Below are 21,051 nucleotides of genomic sequence, written 5' to 3'. Positions count from 1 at the left end.
TGAATTTTGATTTATCTGTTATAGCATCAGCTAAGTCGGGAAAAACCGTTAACGTAATTTGAAATTAGCTTCTATTTAATCAGAACCAAAAATAGCCGATTCAGAATTATTTCCGTGAAGTATAAGTACCTGTTTTTTGTGTCTGTCCGTTTTTTTAATCTAAAGCAACAAATTATATGTTCGGAACAAAAATAAGTAAACCCCAGTTTTCTTTTTAGTAGTCTTTTTTTAAATTATTCGTAATTTTATTGCGTAATTGTAGTGTTTTAACAAAATAAAAGGCTTTTAATTTTAAAAACAAATAAATTTGAAGAAATTTTTTATTAATCTGATGTTGTTAGTGGGATTTCCTGTACTTATTACTTCGCAGGAAAATCCGGTTAAGTTTCTTGATATTTCTGATGGGTTATCTAATAATTCGGTTACTACTATATTTCAGGATAGTGACGGGTATATGTGGTTTGGCAGTTATGACGGACTTAATCGCTATGACGGATATAATTTTAAAGTTTTCCGCAACAGGATCAACGATAAAAAATCGCTGCTCTTTAATACAATTTATAATATTGAAGGTGATTCAAAGAAAAATATCTGGGTTGGAGGTTCAAATGGTGTTTGTGTTTATAACAAATCCAAAGCAACGTTTCATGCTGTCAGCTATAGATTTTTAAATAAAAAGCCTGAAATTTTAAAGGACATTATTCATCAGATACGAACGGTTTCTAAAAATCTCGTTTTGGTTGCTTCACAGGATTTGGGACTGATTGCTTTTGAAAATGGTTCATTTACCGGCAAACATATTTCCCTTGTCATGTTAGGGAACAGAAATGTTGTCAATAACTACGATCCTTTAGCGATTGAAGATGATAAAAAAAGTGCTTCTTGTTGGGTCTATGTTCGTAATGTTGGACTCTGTAATTACAGTTACACTTCAAAAAAGCTAAGCGTTGTTTTTAAATTTTCTTTAGAAGTGAAAGCAATGAAGATTAATCGTGATGGAGATCTTTGGATAGGAACTGATGAAGGGCTTTTTTTGTGTAACACTAAAACAGGGGTTCTTTCTGAGAACTATTTTTTAAATAAATGCATTGTGAGTGGTATTCATCTGGAAAAAGAAGGCGAAATCTGGCTGACAACAGATGGCTGTGGTGTTTATCAGATTCTCGGGAAAAGTAAAAAAGCGATTCCTTATAATGCAATAAAAAACAATCAGTTGGCCAAAAGTAATTCGGTCTGGAGTTTGTATAAAGATAAATCAGGAAACAAATGGTTTGGTTCTTTGCGTGGCGGTGTGAGTATGCTGAGCAATACACCAAAATATTTTAAAAACGTCAGGGACAATGCTAAAGACCCTGCTGAAAACTTTATTTTATCTTTCTGTGAAGATGAAAAAAACAATCTATGGGTAGGTACTGATGGCGCAGGCTTAAAATACTGGGATAGAAAAAGTGATACTTATGTAAATTACAACAACAAACTTTCCAGCAGTTTTATCACGGGAGTCATTCGAGACAATAACAATGATATCTGGATTTCTACCTGGGCTGGAGGCGTAAACAGAATCAATAAAAACAATAATACGGTAACCCAGTTTTCATGTTATAATCCGTTTACCGGACAGAATGAGAAAAATATCTGGCTTGTTTATAAGGATTCAAAAGCTAATATTTGGGCAAGTGCTACAAACGAAGGGGCACTGTATCTTTTTGACCGTGCTGCAAACCGTTTTGTTCTTTTTGATAAATCGGTCACAAATCTGCAATGCCTTACAGAAACCAGTGACGGTAAACTCTGGGGAGGAAACTATTCCAATTTATATTCAATTGATAAGGAAAGCCGCAAAATAAATAAGGTTGCTATTGGCAAGCCTGTCCGCTGTATTCATGAGGATAAAGACAAAAATCTCTGGCTGGGAACCCAGGAAGGCGGATTGTTATTATTTAACCGAAAAACAAATACATTTAAAAGGCTTACCACAGATGATGGCCTGCCTTCGAACACCATTTTAAGATTACTGGAAGATAAAGAAGGAAATCTCTGGATGAGTACGTACAACGGTATTTGCAGGTTTGACAAAAAAAGAAAAACTTTTCGGAATTTCTCTGTAAATGATGGGCTTCAAAGCAATCAGTTTAGTTTTAATGCCGGGATTAAATTAGCGTCCGGAGAATTTCTTTTTGGAGGAATAAATGGTTTTAACATCTTTTTCCCGGAAGCAGTTAAAAGTTTCAATCAGGAAAATAATGTATTACTTTCAGATTTTTATGTAAACAATCAGCCTGTTGAAGTAAGTAAGGTTGGATTAGCTTCAGCCGAAAATAAGGGAAAAATAAAAGAAGTGAGTTTAGAGTATGATCAAACGACTTTATCACTGGAATTTGTTGCTATAGATTACAATAATGCCGATAAAATAAATTATGCCTATTTCTTGGATGGCTGGGATGAGCAATGGAATTATGTGGGGCAGTCCCGAAAAGCAAATTACTCGCGATTGCCCGAAGGAAAATATACCTTTAAAGTAAAAACGACCAACTTTAAAGGTGGCTGGAATAAAGAAGTCAGCCTTTTAACAATTGAGGTTTTACCTCCTTGGTACAGAACTTTGTGGGCGTATTCGTTGTATCTATTAGGTGTCGTCGGAATTCTTTTTGCCTATCTGGAATATAATAGAAATAAAGAAAAACTAAAATATAAGGTCAAAATTGCCGAACTCGAAAGCAAGAAGGAAAAGGAAATTGCCGAAAAACAATCGTCGATGTTTACTTATATTTCCCATGAGTTTCGAACTCCGCTTTCGCTGATTATAAATCCGCTTAAAAAAGCTGTTCAAAAAGAGAACGTTCAAAACGGATCGTCAGGAAGTGATTTGGCGATTGCACACCGAAATGCACGAAGACTCTTGAGTCTGGTTGACCAGTTACTACTTTTTAGAAAAGCCGAAAATGATGCCGATTCTCTTAGATTATCGAATATTAACGTTAATAATTTGTGTAATGAAGTCTATCAGTGTTTTGTAAATCAGGCCAAAGACAAAAATATTCAGTACAATTTTACCATTCCGGATCATGAAATTGAAATGATTGGTGATTATGAAAAAATCGAAATTTCGCTGTTCAACCTGATGTCAAATGCTTTCAAGTATACACAGACCGGAGGAGAAATTAAGCTGATCCTTACAGAAAACGAAACTCAGGTCATGATGGAAATATCAGATAACGGTGATGGAATTGAGAAAAAAGATATTGATGTTATTTTTGAAAAATTCAAACAAATCAATTCAAAAGTTTCAGTTGGAACCGGTTTTGGTATCGGACTTTACATTGTTAAATATTTTACGGATAAACATAAAGGAACGGTAAGTTGTAGCAGCGAAGCAGGAAAAGGAAGTATTTTTAAACTCACCTTCTTAAAAGGAAGCAATCATTTTGAAAACGCACGTATAACAGATGAAATTCCGCAAAGAAGCCAGTTGTTTGATGAATTGATTATTAATGACATCGAAGAAAATAATACGGTTTCTACGGTTTCAGAAAATGATTTTCAAAATAACCTGCTTACTGAAAAACGCACGGTTTTAATAATTGATGATAATGAAGAAATTAGAGGATATCTGATAAAATTGTTTTCACAAAATTATATTATTTACAGTGCAGAAAATGGGGAAGAAGGTTTAAAACTCACCAAAAAACACATGCCGGACCTTGTAATAAGTGATATTACGATGGAAGAAATGGACGGACTGGAATTATGCCGAAAAATTAAGGAAAGTGATACTTTATCCCATATTCCGGTAATCCTGCTTACAGCGTCAAAAAATCCTGAAACACATCTTCAGGGAATCAGTGACGGAGCCGATGATTATATAACAAAACCTTTTGATGATGATATTCTGGTGGCGAGGGTAGAATCATTACTGAAAAACCGAAGCAATCTCCGAACGTATTTTTTAAACAGTATCACCCTCAGGGAAAATACGCAAAAGGTTCCTGTAGAATATCAGGAAATCTTGAAAAAATGTATTGATATTGTAGAAGCCAATATTCATAAAAGAGATTTTACCATTAAAAATTTTGCCATAGAAATGGGAATGAGTCACAGAACACTTTACACCAAAATCAAAATCATTTCCGGTCAGACCTTAAATGCTTTTATCCGTTCAGTAAGGATCAGGAGGGCAGCCATGCTTATGTTAACTGAAGAAATGAATATAGCCCAGGCCAGTGCAGAGGTTGGTTTTGAAGATCCTAAATATTTTAGACAGCAGTTTGTGAAATTATTTGGAATGACACCTTCAGAATACATCAAAAAGTATAAGAGTTCTTTTAATTCTGATTTGAATATTATTAAATAACCTCATCAAGATTAATCAAGCCCAAAGCGTTAAACGGGGTATATAAGGTTTAACTTCGAAGGGTTTATTTTATAATATAAAGCCTGTTTTAACTAAAAACAGGCTTTGTTAAGACTTTGAGATATAACCGCATACTGAATTATGGTTTGTGTAAAAAAAAGCTGTTATTTTTTTGTACTCCTTAATTTTTGATATAAAATAACTCCTGATTGCGAATTTGACCTCCTTTTTTTTCCATTTTACCCCTTATCGAAATTTCAAACTAGACATTACTTTGCATCTACAGGTTGCATGTGAGTTATGTGGCTGTATGTTATAAGTGTTAGTTTTTGAGATAAGTTTTTATCTGCTTAAAGAATTGAGCCTTCTTTAAATGAAGATAGTGAGAGTTAGTTTTTACACAATTACTTATCTAACCCGCAGTTGAAAAATTGCGGGTTTTAAACAAAACAAGTTCATAACGAAAGAATATAAAAAGAAATAAACCTAAAAGAATAATCAAATAAAAAATGAAAAGAATCTTATAATCCATTCTGTTTTACCCCAAAAATTATAAAACCTACAAGATTGCAATCACTTTTAGAATTCTAAAAACAAACAAACTAACCTAACCTTAAAATTAAAGAAATGAAAAAAAATGTATTTTTATTTTTTCTTGCTTTTTTTGCCCTCCTGTTTACAGGATGTCAAAATAATGAAGCTGATTTTCCAAGTTCTGACGACCCTACGATTGTGGTTGCGACAACTGAAATTTATGGTGCTCCAACCAGAAAATTTGAAATAAAGGCCGCTTTGGCAGATGACTTAGGATTAAAAAGTGTACAAATTCAAATACCTGAATTGTCACTTGATAAAGTCATTACGTTTGCAACAGATCCGTTGCTTGAAACCTACAACCTAAGTTATTTTTTTGAAGTTCCTGCAGACAGAGGAACTTCTGAAACTTTCAAAATTAAATTAACCATTACAGACGTTTCTGGTAATACTGTTGATAAGGAAATAGACTTGCGCTTAGACGGAGAATTTGCTGCCCCTGCAATAAGTATGCTTTCCCCAAATGATGGAGCTGTTATTTTATTATCGACAAGTAACATAATGCCGGTAAATTTTGTTGTGAATGATGATTCAGGTATCGATTACGTTCAGGTTCAATGTGCTGCTCTTGGTATTAATGAAACTGTTCAGTTAGAAGGCTCACCGCAAACGTATACATTCAGTAAAGAATATGTTTTACCAGTTACTGCAGCAAATTATGTATTGACAATTACGGCTAAAGATAAATTTAAAATTCCGAATACAGGATCTTTAAATATCAATGTGGTGGCTACAAATGAGTATCCTGCCATTTATTTATGTGACCAGCCAAAAGGGACTAACCTCAAAACGGATGCAGCAGGTGTTCCGATGTATTTCCATGAGAAAAACGGGCAGAATTTTGAATTTAAATATTATGCTGATAAGGATAATAAAGAAATTTATTTCTTAGGACAGGAATCTGACTTTGCCCCACATTGTTTTGGATTGGATGCCTCAGGAAATATTATTGATGCTGCTTCTTCATCACCAATTATTTTGCCGACAAAAGGGTATTACAACATTAAAATGAACCCAAACACAATGACTTACACGGTTACTAAATATACGCCATCAAGCAAAGTTTGGGCAGATGTTGCTAACGGATCATGGAATGATGATGAAGCACTAAGAAAAACTTTTGTGAGTGTTTGTGGTGAAGGAGTCAAAGACGCTAACTGGGACACATGGAATGCATGGGTTATGGGAAGTTTACACCTGGCTAATAATCCAGATAATCCGTACCAATTAGTTGGAGAGATTACACTTACAGGATCAACTATGAAAATTACTTTCACAGGGCAGTGGTGGAATCCACAATGGAGATTGATTAATAATGGTATTGCCACTATGTCTCCAGGAGAAAATGGTAATGGTGCATACACAGCAGCTGCGGGTGTTTACAAAGTTATTGTTGATACCGAGTTGGAAAGAGCCTTTATAACAAAAAAATAGGTTGTTATAGTCTTTGTTATAACATTAATAAATAAAATAGCGAAATATGAAATTTAAATATATATGGTTTTTTATTGCCGTATTGTGCAGTGCTGCATCATTTGGGCAAATAACAATCAAAGGAACTGTTAAGGATAAGGCCAATGTGCCAATTCCGGGGGTCAATGTAATTGTTAAAGGAACTTCTAACTCAACAGCAACAGATTTTGATGGAAAGTTTTCGATTTCTGTCCCTAATAAAAATACTCAGATCGAATTTTCTTTCATTGGTTTTACAACGAAAGTCGTTGCTGCCGGAGATAAAACTACTCTTGATGTAACTTTAGAAGAATCCAGCCAGGTTTTGGATGAAATTGTAGTAGTAGGATATGCTTCTGTAAAAAAGAGCGATGTAACGAGTTCTATTTCTTCAGTAAAAGGAAAAGAACTGCAAACCATGACAGTGGGTAACGTTACAGAATCCTTACAGGGAAAAGTTGCCGGGGTTCAGGTAACTGGACAGGGAGGTCCGGGTGCGCAGCCAAGGGTATTGATTCGAGGTATTTCTACGATCAACCTTAGTACTGATCCGCTTTATGTGGTAGATGGTATTCCGATGGGAACCAGTATCAACTTTTTGAGTAATAACGAAATTGAGTCGATGGAAGTTTTAAAAGATGCTTCTGCGAGTGCTATTTACGGTTCTCGTGCTTCTAATGGGGTTATTCTTATTACAACAAAAAAGGGTAAATCAGGAAAAACAAGATTTACTTTTGATCTGAGTTCAGGTATGCAGATGATGGAGAATCCATACGATATGGCAAATGCTGAAGGCTATGCTAACATTATGAATACGGCTTATAATAATTCGGGCTATTCAGATTATTTACCAGATGCTTCTCAGTACAGAGGAAAAACTACAGACTGGTGGGGTGCGGGAATCAGAAAAAGTGCTCCGGTAACAAATGCTTCTCTAGGAGCTTCGGGAGGTTCAGACAAACACACGTATGCGGTTAGCTTAAACTATTACGACTCAGAATCTTTTTATGAAATAGGAGGATGGGAGAGAATCACAATGAGAATCAATAATGATTTTAAATTCTCGGATAAATTTTCAGCAGGAGTTACTTTAAACCCACGTTATGAAAGTTGGGGAGGACCAGGAAACTGGGCTGATTTTGTTAAAATTGATCCAATCACGCCAATTTACAAACCCGCAGATCAATTGACAGGGTTAGAAAATGAATACAGCATTTATGCACGTTCTCCTTCGTATGTATGGAATCCGGTTGCGGCTGTAAAAAGGTATGATGACTATACAGATCAGTATAACTTAAACACCAATGGTTATTTACAATATAAGCCTGTTAAAGGTTTGGTAATTCGTACTCAGGCTTCTATTGAGGTAGGGAATAAAGTACAAAGTATTTTCAGACCTGACTTTGTAATCGATGCGGCGCACGAAAAAGCTGAAATTAACAGTGTGGAAAGAAAAGCAACTACAAATCATGACTGGACATGGCAAAGTACCGCAACGTATTCCAGAACATTTGCAGAAAAACACAATGCTTCCCTGATGATTGGTAGCACTATGGAAGAATATAATGGCAATGATACCTGGGCGTATGGTGAAGGTGTACCTAACAATTCAGAATCAATGAGAGAGGTAAATGCAGCTACTAAAAACCGGGACAGCGGAGGGAACAGCTGGTCCAGTTCTGTGATGTCTTATATTTCACGTTTTTCATACAACTACGACAGTAAATATTATTTTACAGGTACTTTCAGACGCGATGGTTCTTCTAAGTTTATGGCAAACAACAAATGGGCCAATTTCCCATCTGCTTCTGCATCATGGAGAATTTCGAATGAAGGTTTTATGGAGAATACAAAAGAAGTTATAAATGACCTTAGATTAAGAGCTGGCTGGGGTAAAGTTGGTAATCAGGGGCTTCCGACTTCTGTTTATCAGTCTAATATTGGTCAAGGTTACTACGTAATTGGAGGTGAAATGGTAGATACTTCTTATCCTTCATCCATGGCTAACAAAGATATCAAATGGGAAACGGTTGAGGATATCAATTTTGGAGTTGATTTCGCATTATGGAAAAATAAACTTTCAGGATCATTAGAATACTATCAAAAGAAAACAAATGATATGTTGTTCAAGAAACAATTTCCAACATACAGCGGTTTTCCTGGTTATTCAACTATCTGGACAAACGTTGGTTCCATGCAGTCCAGCGGTATAGATTTATTACTTTCTTATAAAGATAAAAAAGGCGATTTCTCATATGGTGTAGACCTGACTTTTACAACAGTTAATGTTGAAATGTTGTCATTATCATCTGAAGGAGAAAGACTTTATGGGGCAGGAAACAGAACTTTGACGGTTAAAGGCGATGAACCTGGTTATTTTTACGGGTATGTAGCAGATGGCTTATTCCAAAATCAGACAGAACTGAATGCACATACAGATGAACACGGAACTAAATTACAGCCGTACGCAAAAGAGGGTGATATTCGTTTTAAGGATATCAATGGTGACGGAAAATTAGATGATAAAGACAGAACTAAAATTGGTTCTCCATGGGCAGATTACAATGTAGGTCTGAATTTTAATTTCGGTTATAAACAATTTGATTTGGTGGCTAATTTTTATTCAAGTATCGGAAATGATATCGTAAACCAGAACATCTCAGATTTATATAATGGTGCAAGCTTAACAAACAAAGTAGACGGATTAGATCAAATGGCATGGCATGGAGAAGGAACTTCAAATTATGTTCCTCGTTTGTCTAAAGATGACAACAATGAAAACTTTACTAAGTTCTCTTCTTTTTATGTAGAGGATGGGTCATTTGTCCGTATGAAGAACATTCAGTTAGGATATACGTTCCAGAATAAGTTTGGCTTAGACAAATTGAGAATATCGTTGTCAGGACAGAATTTATGGACATGGACAAACTATTCAGGTGTAGATCCTGAAGTTGCAGGAGGAGATCCTGATAAGGATGACAGAGTTAAAGGATCAGGTTTTGGAGGATGGAATTATCCGGTTCAGCCAACCATTTTGATGGGGCTTAATGTAGCATTTTAATAATAGAAAGACATGAAAAAAATAATTTTATCAATACTAGCTTTTTCAATGTTTGCAGTTTCCTGTGAGGATTTTATTGAAAAAGAAGAAAGAGGAACACAGACGCTGGACAACTACTTTCAGACAGCGCAGGAATGCGAAAAATACACCAATGAATTAACACAAAGGTTATTGCTTTCTAAAGACTGGTACACATTGCTTGCTCCAAGAATTACAAACGAAATGGCAACAGATGATGCCTGGATGGGTAATACAGGTCAGGATAATTCAGCCCACAGACCTTGTTCGCAATACATCGTTACTCCGGATAATATGGGGGATATGAATAGTATTTACACGGCACATTATTACACGATTCAATCAGCAAATATCGGTTTGGAAAAAATGGTAAATTCACCAATTACCGATGCTCAGAAAAATCAATATATGGGTGAATCCTTATTTGTTCGTGCCTATTGCTACTATGAATTGGTTAATCTTTTTGGAGCAGTCCCATTATATACAAAATCTTTGGGAACAGGTGATCTAAAATTACAGAGAAGCCCTGCTACAGAGGTATATGCGCAAATTGAAGCCGACTTAAAAGAGTCTGCTGCGAAGCTGGAAGGAATTCCGGTAGCCAGAAACGGAAGAATAAACAAATGGGCTGCTTATGCTTTATTGGCCCGTGTGACCTTATTTCAGGAAAAATGGGCAGATGCAAAATTGTATTCGAATAAAGTAATTACAGAAGGACCATATTCATTGGAAGAAAATTTCCTGGATATCTGGAATGTAAACAATCATAATGGTAAAGAATCTATTCTGGAGGCTCAGTCATCTTCTGTACAAAATGAAGCTTTAGGATCTATGCTGCCAACTTTATCGGGAGCAAGGGGAGAAGACAAGAAAAACTTCCCGAGTAATGATGCTAAGGATGTTATTGACGGTTGGGGATGGTGTATGCCAACCAGTGACCTGGAGAATGCTTATCTTTCAGAAAATGATGTGATTCGACGCAGAAGCACCATTACCAAATGGGGAGAAGCTGCTTATGGAGATGAGGTTTTAAACCCAACTCATAAATTCAGTTTAAATGATAATAAATCAGGACGTATCTGCCGTAAATATTACATTCCAATCGCTACACGTCGTACATTAGATAAAAAAGATGGTCATTTACCATTAAATGTTCCGTTGATTCGTCTGGCTGAAATGTACCTGACAAGAGCAGAAGCAAGTTATCACACCAGCGGAGACGCTTTGGCTGATATCAATATTATTCGTGATCGTGTAGATTTAGAACCTAAAACAGGAATTTCAGGGCCAACGCTTTTAAAACAAATCTACAAAGAGCGCCGCTTAGAATTGGCTTTTGAAGGATTGCGTCTGTTTGATATCCGTCGTGAAAAAGATCCAACAACAGGAAAAAGAGTAATTGAAACTTTGATGGGGCCAAATGGTACTTTTGTGAAATACAATTTAAGTTCTACGGATCCCTACGAAACAACAAATACAAAAGAAGCCCAGGATAAGGGAATTAATTTTGATCCAGCTAAACATTTACTTTGGCCAATACCACAAATTGAGAGAGATTTAAGTGGAGGTGTAATTACTCAAAACCCTAATTATTAAGATGAAATTATATAAAAATAATAAAGTAAGTCTGCTGTGTGCAGGCTTGCTTTTAGCAAGCTCTCTTTTTGTGAGCTGTGATTCTGATAAAAACGAAAATTCTGATTCTGATAATGCTGTTGCAGAACTCAAAATTAACCTGGATGCGAATCTTCAGACCATGGAAAGTTTTGGAGCTTCTGATGCGTGGCAGTGTAATTTTATTGGAAAAAACTGGCCTTCGGATAAAAAAAATAAAATGGCCGATTTGCTTTTCAGTAATGATCTGGATGCAGAAGGAAACCCAAAAGGAATTGGTTTGTCGTTATGGCGTTTTAATCTGGGGTCAGGAAGTACAGAACAAGGCGAGGCAAGCGATATTGGTGACGAATGGAGACGTACAGAATGCTTCACTACCAACGGTGTCGATTACGATATGACCAAACAAGCAGGTCAGGTTTGGTTTATGAAAGCGGCCAAAGAGCGTGGTGTAAACAAATTATTGGCTTTTGCGAACAGTGCACCGGTTTATTTAACACAAAACGGAAAAGCGCATGCGAGTATCAAAGAATATTACAACCTGAAAGAAGGCAAAATGTCAGAACTGGCTGATTTTTGGGCCACATCTTTAGACAAATTAAAAACAGAACACGGATTAACAATCGATTATGTGAGTCCGTTTAACGAACCGCAATACGAATGGGACGGTTCCGGTCAGGAAGGGTCTCCGGCTACAAACGCCAATATTTACAGTTTTGTGAATGTGCTTTCGCCAAAATTGCAGTCAAAAGGACTGAGTTCGCAGATTGTAGTAGGAGAAGGCGGATCTTATGAGCCTTTGTACAAAACGATTTCAGGTAAAGAAAACAGATCCAACCAGATCGATTATTTCTTTGCTGCAAATTCAGCTAAAAATATTGCAGGTTTAAGCAATGTAAAGAAAACCATTTCAGCACACAGTTACTGGCAGGCATGGCCTTTAAGAGAGTTAGTAAATTCAAGGGAATTAGCTGCTACTCGAGCACAATCTATTGGAGGATTGAGTCTTTGGTCTACAGAATATTGTGTTTTAGAAAGCCCAGGAACGGCTGAATTGCCAGGTGGTGCAGGTCCTGGAAGGGATTTAGGAATTTCTTTGGCGCTTTGGACAGCCCGTATCATCAGTACAGATATTGCGGTTGGAGGTGTCACTTCATGGCAATGGTGGACAGCCATTAGCCGTGGTGATTACAAAGACGGATTAATTCACGTCGACAACGGCTCAAGCAATGGTGCCGGAGATGCCAATTATTGTAAAAATGACGGATTTATCAGGGATTCTAAAACACTTTGGGCATTAGGAAACTTTTCTTTCTTCGTAAAACCGGGAATGATAAGAGTTCAGATTCCGAGTGTTGATAGTGCAAAAGCAGTAAACGATGTTATGGTAACCGCTTATAAGGATGTTGCTGCGAAAAAATTGGTAATTGTTGCAGTAAACATCAGTAAAGCAGCAAAAACATACAAATTTAACCTTTCAGGAGGCGCGTTAACAGATAATAAATTAACACCTTACACAACTTCTGAAACGTTGAGTCTTAAAAAAGGAACAGCTGTCGATGCTACGAATTTAGAAATTCCGGCAAGGTCAGTTGTGACGTATGTGGGAACGTATAAATAACAGGTTTTATCCGTAATGTTTGTCATCCTGAGGAACGAAGAATCTCCGGTGCAAGATCGACAACTATTTTTGCTTTTGATTCAGGCTTGCGGAGATTCCTTCTGCGTCGGAATGACAAAAACAGTATTGATAAATGTAGAAAGAATTTAAAAAATGAGAAAAGTATATCTCTCACTTTTAGTACTAATGAGTTCGCTGTCTTATGGGCAGCGAACCATTACTATTAGTACAGATAATGTAGTTCAGACCATGGATGGTTTTGGCGGTTCAGATGCCTGGAGAACACAGTTCGTGGGTAAAAACTGGCCAGAAGAAAAAAAGAACGCCATTGCCGATTTATTATTTAGCAAAGAAATTGATTCGCAGGGCAATCCAAAAGGAATCGGACTATCGATCTGGCGTTTTAATCTCGGAGCCGGAAGTACGGAACAAGGTAAAACCAGCAAAATTTATGACGAATGGAGAAGAAGCGAATGTTTTCTGAATGCTGATGGCACTTATGATTTCTCGAAGCAGGAAGGGCAAAGATGGTTTTTGCAGGCAGCCAAAAAACGAGGCGTTGAGAAATTTCTTATTTTTACAAACAGCCCACCGGTTTACATGACGCATAACGGATTATCTTTTTCTTCCCGAAAAAATAAACTGAATCTAAAAGATGGTGCAATTCCACAATTTGCCGATTTTTTAGTTCAAAGTATTCAGGGACTGGAAAAAAAAGAAGGAATTAAATTCGATTATGTCAGCCCATTAAATGAACCGCAGTGGGAGTGGATGCCAAAAAGCGGTGACACCAACAGTCAGGAAGGTACTCCAGCTACAAATCAGGAGATATACGAGGTAACGAAAGCACTTTCTGAAAAACTCAAAATAAAAAAAATAAATACAGAAATAGTAATTGTCGAAGCTGCACAAATCAATTATTTGTATGAAAATGTAAATGATGAAAATCGCGATAATCAAATCGATTATTTTTTCGGGAAAACAAAAACGAATATTTCTAAATTTTCAAATGTTAAAAATGTTATTTTAGGCCATTCGTATTTCACGACCTGGCCAATTGACAAACAGGTGTTAAGCCGAAAATTAATCGCAGCCAAAGTGAAGCAGCAACCAGGGTTAAAATACTGGCAGTCTGAATATTGTATTCTGGAAAACCCTGGAGAAGCAGAAATTCCGGGTGGTTCAGGCGGAGGAAGGGATTTAGGAATGCAGACCGCTTTATTTGTAGCAAGATTAATTCATAATGACATTGCGGTTGCCAACGCCGCATCATGGCAATGGTGGACGTCTATGACACGTGCAGATTACAAAGACGGTCTGATTTATCTGGACGATGGAAAAAGCACGGGTTCAACTGCTCCTGACTATGTGAGAAATGACGGCGAATTTCACGATTCAAAACTGCTTTGGGCTTTAGGAAATTATTCTTTGTTTGTTCGTCCGGGCATGTTGAGAATAGAGGTGCCAAATCAGGATGAAGCCGCCGCTGCGAATGATGTAATGATAACCGCTTACAAAGATGCTCAGAACAAAAAACTGATAATAGTTGCTGTAAACTGTGGAAAAGAAGCACAGCAATACAAAGTTGATTTGTCTAAAGGAACCGTAAAAAACAATGAAGTCACACCGTATACCACTTCTGAAAGTTCTAATTTAAAAAGAGGAACAATTCAGAAAACAGATAACCTCGAAATTCCGGCAAGGTCTGTCGTGACGTTTGTGGGAGAGTTACAATAATAAAAATAATGTCAGGTTTCACGTTTGAGACCGAAACCTGAAGCTTAAAACCTGAAACAAAAATTAATTAAAGCATGTTCACAAAAAAGATCTTATTACCCGTATTACTCTTTTCGTGTCTGTCGGCAAGCAGCCAGATTTCGTTTGGAGATTCTAAAAAAATTAATGACAACTGGAAGTTCAGTCTACAGGAAACTCCGGATGCAAAAAACGCAGCTTTTGACGACAGTAAGTGGCAAAAGATAAATGTGCCTCATGACTGGAGCGTAAAAGGACAACTAAGTCCAACACTGGCAAGCTGCACCGGATATTTGCCCGGAGGAATAGCCTGGTACAGAAAATCAATCAATATTCCGCAAAGCAAATCGGGAGAAAAAGTATTTTTATATTTTGAAGGGGTTTACAACAGAAGTGAAGTTTTTATCAACGGTCATTCTTTAGGAAAACGACCAAACGGTTATATTTCTTTTGCTTATGATGCGACTCCGTACATAAAATACGGAGAAGAAAATACGATCTCAGTACGCGTTGACCATAGCCAGAGTGCCGATTCAAGATGGTACAGCGGTTCCGGAATTTACAGAAACGTCTGGCTGGTCTATTCAAATCCCGTACACATTGCACAATGGGGAGTTTACGCCTATGCGGAAATGAATAAAGGAAATGGTACTTTGAATGTTGAAGTTGAGGTTGAAAACGATACTAAAACAAAATCAACTCTTACGGTTGTAAACGAATTGATTTCAAAAGACGGAAAATTAGTTGCCAAAGCTTCTGGAAAAGTAGCCGTTGCAGCGAATCAAAGCGGTAAAGTGTCAGCTAAGATAAATGTAAAAAATCCACAATTATGGGATTTAGAGCATCCAAATTTATATCAGCTAAAAACCACGGTTTTAAAAGATGGAAAGCAAATCGATCAAACGGTTACAAAAACAGGTTTCAGAAAATTCACTTTCGATCCCAATAATGGTTTTGCACTGAATGATAAATGGATGAAAATGAAAGGAGTTTGTTTGCATCACGATGCAGGAGTTTTGGGTTCAGCAGTTCCTCGTGAAGTTTGGAAAACCAGATTAGAGACATTAAAAGAAATTGGTGTAAATGCAATTCGTACCAGTCATAATCCACAAGCTCCTGATTTTTATGAGCTTTGCGATGAATTAGGTTTATTGGTATTGAACGAAGCGTATGACGAATGGGAATTCCCAAAGCGTAAATGGCTGGAAGGCTGGAATTACGGAACTCCGGGATTCGAAGGTACGTTTGATATTTTTGCCAACTGGGCAGAAAAAGATATGGAAGATTTCGTTCGTCGTGACAGAAACCATCTTTCAGTATTTGGCTGGAGTATTGGTAACGAAGTAGATTATCCAAACGATCCGTATTCGCATCCTGTTCTGGATAAAGGAAAAGATGGTTTTGGGCAGGCCAATTATGGGGGCTACAAAAAAGATGCTCCGGATGCGATGCGCCTGGGAGCGATTGCAAAACGTCTGGTTGCTGCCGTTAAAAAATACGATAAATCACGCCCAACAACGGCAGGTTTAGCAGGAGTTGCGATGTCTAATGAAACAGAATATCCGGGTGCTTTAGACATTACAGGATACAATTACACCGAAAGCAAATACCAGTCGGATCACGAAAAATATCCAAACAGAGTGATTTTCGGAAGTGAAAATGTGCACGATATGGAACCCTGGTTAGCCGTAAAAAACAACAAACACATTTTCGGACAGTTTTTATGGACAGGAATCGATTATTTAGGAGAGTCAGGAAGATGGCCTTCAAGAGGTTTTTACTCCGGATTGGTTGATTTTGCAGGCGTTATCAAACCAAGAGGCTATTTCCGTCAGTCATTATGGTCAGATAAACCAATGGCGTATTTAGGAACATATCCGTTGAAAAACGAAAAAGACATTTCGAAAGATGCCTGGGCAATCTGGAATTACGAAGCAGGGCAAAAAATCCGTGTGGTTTGTTATACCAATGCTGACAAAGCACGTTTGGAATTGAACGGAAAAGTTGTAGGCGAAACCAAATCTTACGACGAAAAAACCGGAATTATGTATTGGGATATCCCTTTTACCGCAGGAAAATTAGAAGTAATTGGTTTAGATACAAAGGATAAAGAAGTGAGCCGTTACGCAATTACATCATCACAACAGCCGGCTGAACTGACTATTGCTGATAAAGATATTACGATTACCAAAGATAAAGGCGTTGCCAAAATCATGATTCAGGTAAAAGATCAAAACGGAGTACCGGTAATGCTTTCTGATAATGAAGTAACCTGTACGATCAGTGGTCCGGGAATTTTATTAGGACTTGAAGCCGGAAACAACAGCGATATGACCGATTATACCGATAACGTTCAGAGAGTATATCATGGTCATATTGCGGCCTATGTTCAGACAAAAGGAGATTCTACAGAACCAATCAAGGTAAGATTTACAAGCCAATGGCTTAAACCGGCCGAGGTTACCGTGAATGTAAGATAAATTAGTTGTTTTTTAAAATTCTCAATAAACCTGTCTGCATTTGGTATTCGCAGACAGGTTTATTGCTATAATGATAAAAAGTTTATTATATTTGAAGTGTACTATTAACACTTATTTTTTACCAACATGAAGATTAAAAGCATACTATTATTAGGTTTAGGAATTTTTTTAATACCCTTTTTTTTAAATGCTCAAAAAGCAGTTAAACAAGGTGAATTTAAGCAATGGGCGAAAACCCCTCCAATGGGTTGGAACAGCTGGGATTGCTATGGCCCAACTGTCGAAGAACATGAAGTAAAAGCCAATGCTGATTACATGGCAAAAAACCTGAAGAAATTTGGATGGGAATATATAGTGGTCGACATCAGATGGTTTGTAGAAAATGATAAAGCTGGCGGGTACAATCAGACAAATCCACGTTATGTAATAGACCAATACGGACGTTATCTGCCTGCAATAAACCGTTTTCCTTCTGCAAAAGACGGACAGGGTTTCAAACCTTTAGCTGATTACATTCACAAAAAAGGATTAAAATTCGGAATACACATCATGCGTGGCATTCCTAAAAAAGCTGTTGAGGAAAAAATGCCAGTCAAAGGTGCAAACGGTGTTACTGCAGATCAAATTTATACAACAGCTTTGCAATGCGAATGGCTGAAAGACAATTATACTATTCTGGCTGACAAACAGGGAGCACAGGAATATTACAACTCTGTTTTTGAATTGTACGCACAATGGGGCGTAGATTTTATTAAAATTGACGATTTATCAAGACCGTATCACGAAGGCGAAATCAACTTAATCAGAAACGCCATCGATAAATGCGGACGAAAAATTGTTTTAAGTACTTCACCGGGAGAAACACCAATTTCGGCCGCTGCACATGTAAAAGAACATGCCAATATGTGGCGTATGGTCGATGACGTTTGGGATACCTGGCCTCACATTACCCATTTGATGGATGTTGCCCAAAAATGGTACCCTTACATAGCTCCGGGAACATGGCCGGATTGTGATATGATTCCTCTGGGACGCATTTCAGTTAGGGGAGAACGCGGAGAAGACAGAATGACACGTTTGACAAAAGACGAACAATATACACTGATTACGTTCTTTACTATTTTCAAATCGCCTTTATTCTTTGGCGGGGATTTGCCAAGTAACGATGCTTTTACCTTATCATTATTAACAAATAAGGAAGTAGTAAAAATGCACAATGAAAGCACGAATGTAAAACAGCTTTTTCATCAGGACGGAAAAATTGTCGTGACTTCCCAAAATCCTAAAGACGGTAGTGTTTATCTGGCTTTATTTAATATTTCAGATTCGGCTGAACAAAAGATTTCAGTAAATCTTACCGATCTTGATATTCCTGGTTTTAAAGGAGGTATAAATATATGGACAGGTGAAAATCTGAATATTTCTTCTAATGAAATTGCTGCAACGTTAAAACCCCACAGTACTGTTCTTTATAAATTAACAACCAAATAATAATGAACAAGTTTTTACAGCATCATTTTTTGGGTTTGGCAGCACTTTTTGCAATGGTTTTTTTATTTTCGGGATTTTCTTTTAAATCCAGAATAGAAAAACCGGAGAAAGTGTATCTTTTTGCCTATTCAACTTTAAAAAACAATGGTAAAAACGGACTTCATTTTGCGTGGAGTACTGATCAGAAAAACTGGTTTGGTATTGGGCCGGAACACAGTTTTTTAAAATCAGATTACGGAAGCTGGGGACCAACCGGCAAAAGTATGTCGGAAGCTTTTCTTGTAAGGGATGATAACGGAATTTTTCATTGTTTATGGAGTGTAAACGATGATGTTATCGCCCACGCCTCCAGCAAAGACCTCATCAACTGGAAAAGCCAGCGTTATGTTCCGGTCATGAAAAATCTAACCAAAGATTTGGATAAAAAACCGCTGATTCAAAATATAACTGTAAGTAAAAAAGACGGAAAATACAATATTCACTGGGTTTCAAATAATGTAAAATATGGTAATACTACAGCAGATTTTAAAATTTATACAGCAACAAAAGCAGATCCAGACGGAGCGCCTAAATTAACTGAAATTACACTACAGGGTGATGTTCAAAAAGGAACAATCACTGAGGTCGACTGGAGTGTGGTCGAAATGCTGACCCAAACGATGGAAGCCGTAAAATTTAAGGATAAGCAAAACAACACTTCTCCCAAAAGTGACAGTTTGTTATTTGCGGGTTTAAAACCTGTAAAAGCCCAAATTACCATCAACGGACAGCAGTCAAAAAAAATCAGCAACATGCTTACGGGTGTTTTCTTCGAAGACATCAATTATGCGGCAGATGGCGGCTTGTATGCCGAATTAATTCAAAACCGTGATTTCGAATATGCTGTAAGCGATAAAAAAGGCAGAGACGACAAATGGAATGCAACGATGGCATGGAGCGGTGATTTCAAAATTTCGAAAGAACATCCAGTTCATCAGAATAATCCCAATTATGCTGTAGTTACAAAAGCCATCATCAGCAACACCGGATTTGACGGAATTGCTTTGAAAGCCAATGAAAAATATGATTTTAGCATTTTTGCAAAAGGGGCAAAGTTTACGGTAAAACTAAAAAGTGTCATCGGAGAAACTTTGGCGGAGGCCACCTTAAGTCCGAATACATCGTGGAAAAAAATGAATGCTGTTTTAAAATCATCAAAAACAGTAACCGATGCCCATTTAGAAATCAGTACAGCGGGCGAAACAGCGGTTGATATGGTGTCGCTTTTTCCTCAAAAAACATTCAAAAACCGTAAAAACGGATTGCGTGCCGATTTAGCAGAAGCCATTGCAGATCTGCACCCAAAATTTGTACGTTTTCCGGGTGGCTGCGTAGCGCACGGAGACGGGATTCATAATATTTACAAATGGAAAAACACGATTGGAACTTTAGAAAGCCGTATTCCGTCAAGAAATATCTGGAATTACCACCAGTCAATGGGGTTGGGGTATTTCGAATATTTTCAGTTTTGTGAAGATCTGGGAGCAGAGCCGGTTCCGGTTTTGGCCGCAGGAGTTCCCTGCCAGAATTCAGCTGATGGAGGAGCCGGACAGCAATTTGGCATCCCGATGGAAGACATGGGCGAATACGTACAGGATGTTTTGGATCTGATCGAATATGCCAACGGAAGTATAACCACCGTTTGGGGTAAAAAACGTGCCGAAGCAGGTCACCCAAAGCCATTTAAGTTAAAGTATATCGGAATTGGAAATGAAGACTTAATCAGCCATGTTTTCGAAGAGCGTTACCGAATGATCGTAAAAGCCGTTCAGCAAAAGTATCCTGAAATCATTATAATTGGTACTGTAGGACCATTTAATGAAGGAACAGATTATAACGAAGGCTGGGGCATTGCAAATGATCTGAAACTGCCAATGGTAGATGAACATTATTATCAAAGTCCAGGCTGGTTTATCAACAATCAGGATTTTTATGACAGTTACGACCGCACAGAATCAAAAGTATATCTGGGTGAATATGCTTCATGGGGCAATAAATTTTACAATGCTTTAGCGGAAGCTTTATATCTGACCGGAATTGAGCGAAACGGCGATGTGGTTACAATGGCTTCGTATGCACCCTTATTGGCACGCGAAAAACATACGCAGTGGAATCCCGATTTGATTTATTTTAACGGACATGAAGTAAAACCAACAGTGAATTATTTTGTACAACAACTGTACGGACAAAATCCGGGTGACTTTTACCTTCAAAACACAATCAAATTATCGGATACAAATAACGAAGTCAACAAACGAATTGGGGTTTCTGCAGTAAAGGATCAGGCAACAGGCGATTTGATTATTAAACTGGTAAATGTGCTTCCGGTAGCCGTAACGCCATCAATAGAAATCACCAGTCTGGGAACAGCAGACAATGCAAGCTATACACTATTATCAGGAACTCCCGGGAATACAGCCGCCAGACCCGTGGTTCAAAAAATGAATGTTAAAGAAGCATTTTCAAAAGAGCTGCCTCCATATTCATTTGCCGTAATCCGTATGAAAGCAAACGAAAAAATACTTTTAAATGAAACGTTTTAAATTTTGATTAAAACAGTATAATTAAACGCAAC

Annotated in this window: 9 protein-coding genes; all 9 read left to right on the top strand. The window is 37.4% G+C overall.

Annotation, left to right across the window (positions count from 1 at the left end; translation table 11 throughout):
* Positions 1 to 307 precede the first annotated feature (307 nt).
* The 9 genes from DMB65_RS08410 (at position 308) to DMB65_RS08370 (ending at position 21,019) form a co-directional block, all read left to right on the top strand.
* Positions 308 to 4,351, top strand: coding sequence for a two-component regulator propeller domain-containing protein (locus DMB65_RS08410; protein ID WP_110306199.1), 4,044 nt, complete (start codon positions 308 to 310; stop codon positions 4,349 to 4,351).
* A gap of 627 nt (positions 4,352 to 4,978) precedes the next feature.
* Positions 4,979 to 6,379 (top strand): cadherin repeat domain-containing protein, encoded by a 1,401-nt coding sequence (locus tag DMB65_RS08405; RefSeq protein WP_110306198.1) that lies wholly within the window; start codon positions 4,979 to 4,981, stop codon positions 6,377 to 6,379.
* A 46-nt stretch (positions 6,380 to 6,425) separates the two neighbouring features.
* Positions 6,426 to 9,458 (top strand): SusC/RagA family TonB-linked outer membrane protein, encoded by a 3,033-nt coding sequence (locus tag DMB65_RS08400; RefSeq protein WP_110306197.1) that lies wholly within the window; start codon positions 6,426 to 6,428, stop codon positions 9,456 to 9,458.
* 12 nt (positions 9,459 to 9,470) lie between these two features.
* Positions 9,471 to 11,072, top strand: coding sequence for a RagB/SusD family nutrient uptake outer membrane protein (locus DMB65_RS08395; protein ID WP_110306196.1), 1,602 nt, complete (start codon positions 9,471 to 9,473; stop codon positions 11,070 to 11,072).
* Between the two features lies 1 nt (position 11,073).
* Complete coding sequence (locus DMB65_RS08390) at positions 11,074 to 12,711, top strand: glycoside hydrolase (protein WP_110306195.1); 1,638 nt, start codon at positions 11,074 to 11,076, stop codon at positions 12,709 to 12,711.
* Positions 12,712 to 12,864: 153 nt separating this feature from the next.
* Positions 12,865 to 14,448: a glycoside hydrolase gene (locus DMB65_RS08385; RefSeq protein WP_110306194.1), complete on the top strand. Its 1,584-nt coding sequence runs from the start codon at positions 12,865 to 12,867 to the stop codon at positions 14,446 to 14,448.
* A gap of 74 nt (positions 14,449 to 14,522) precedes the next feature.
* Positions 14,523 to 16,946, top strand: coding sequence for a sugar-binding domain-containing protein (locus DMB65_RS08380; protein ID WP_110306193.1), 2,424 nt, complete (start codon positions 14,523 to 14,525; stop codon positions 16,944 to 16,946).
* 126 nt (positions 16,947 to 17,072) lie between these two features.
* On the top strand, positions 17,073 to 18,437 hold the full coding sequence (locus DMB65_RS08375; protein WP_110306192.1) for a glycoside hydrolase family 27 protein: 1,365 nt from the start codon (positions 17,073 to 17,075) through the stop codon (positions 18,435 to 18,437).
* 2 nt (positions 18,438 to 18,439) lie between these two features.
* Entirely contained in the window at positions 18,440 to 21,019 is a 2,580-nt protein-coding gene (locus DMB65_RS08370) for an alpha-L-arabinofuranosidase C-terminal domain-containing protein (protein WP_230470629.1), read from the top strand.
* Positions 21,020 to 21,051 lie beyond the last annotated feature (32 nt).

This window comes from Flavobacterium cheongpyeongense (genome assembly GCF_003202435.1).
Classification (GTDB): domain Bacteria; phylum Bacteroidota; class Bacteroidia; order Flavobacteriales; family Flavobacteriaceae; genus Flavobacterium; species Flavobacterium cheongpyeongense.
Note: the sequence above shows the minus strand (reverse complement) of the source record. Positions and strands in the feature narration are given on the sequence as shown.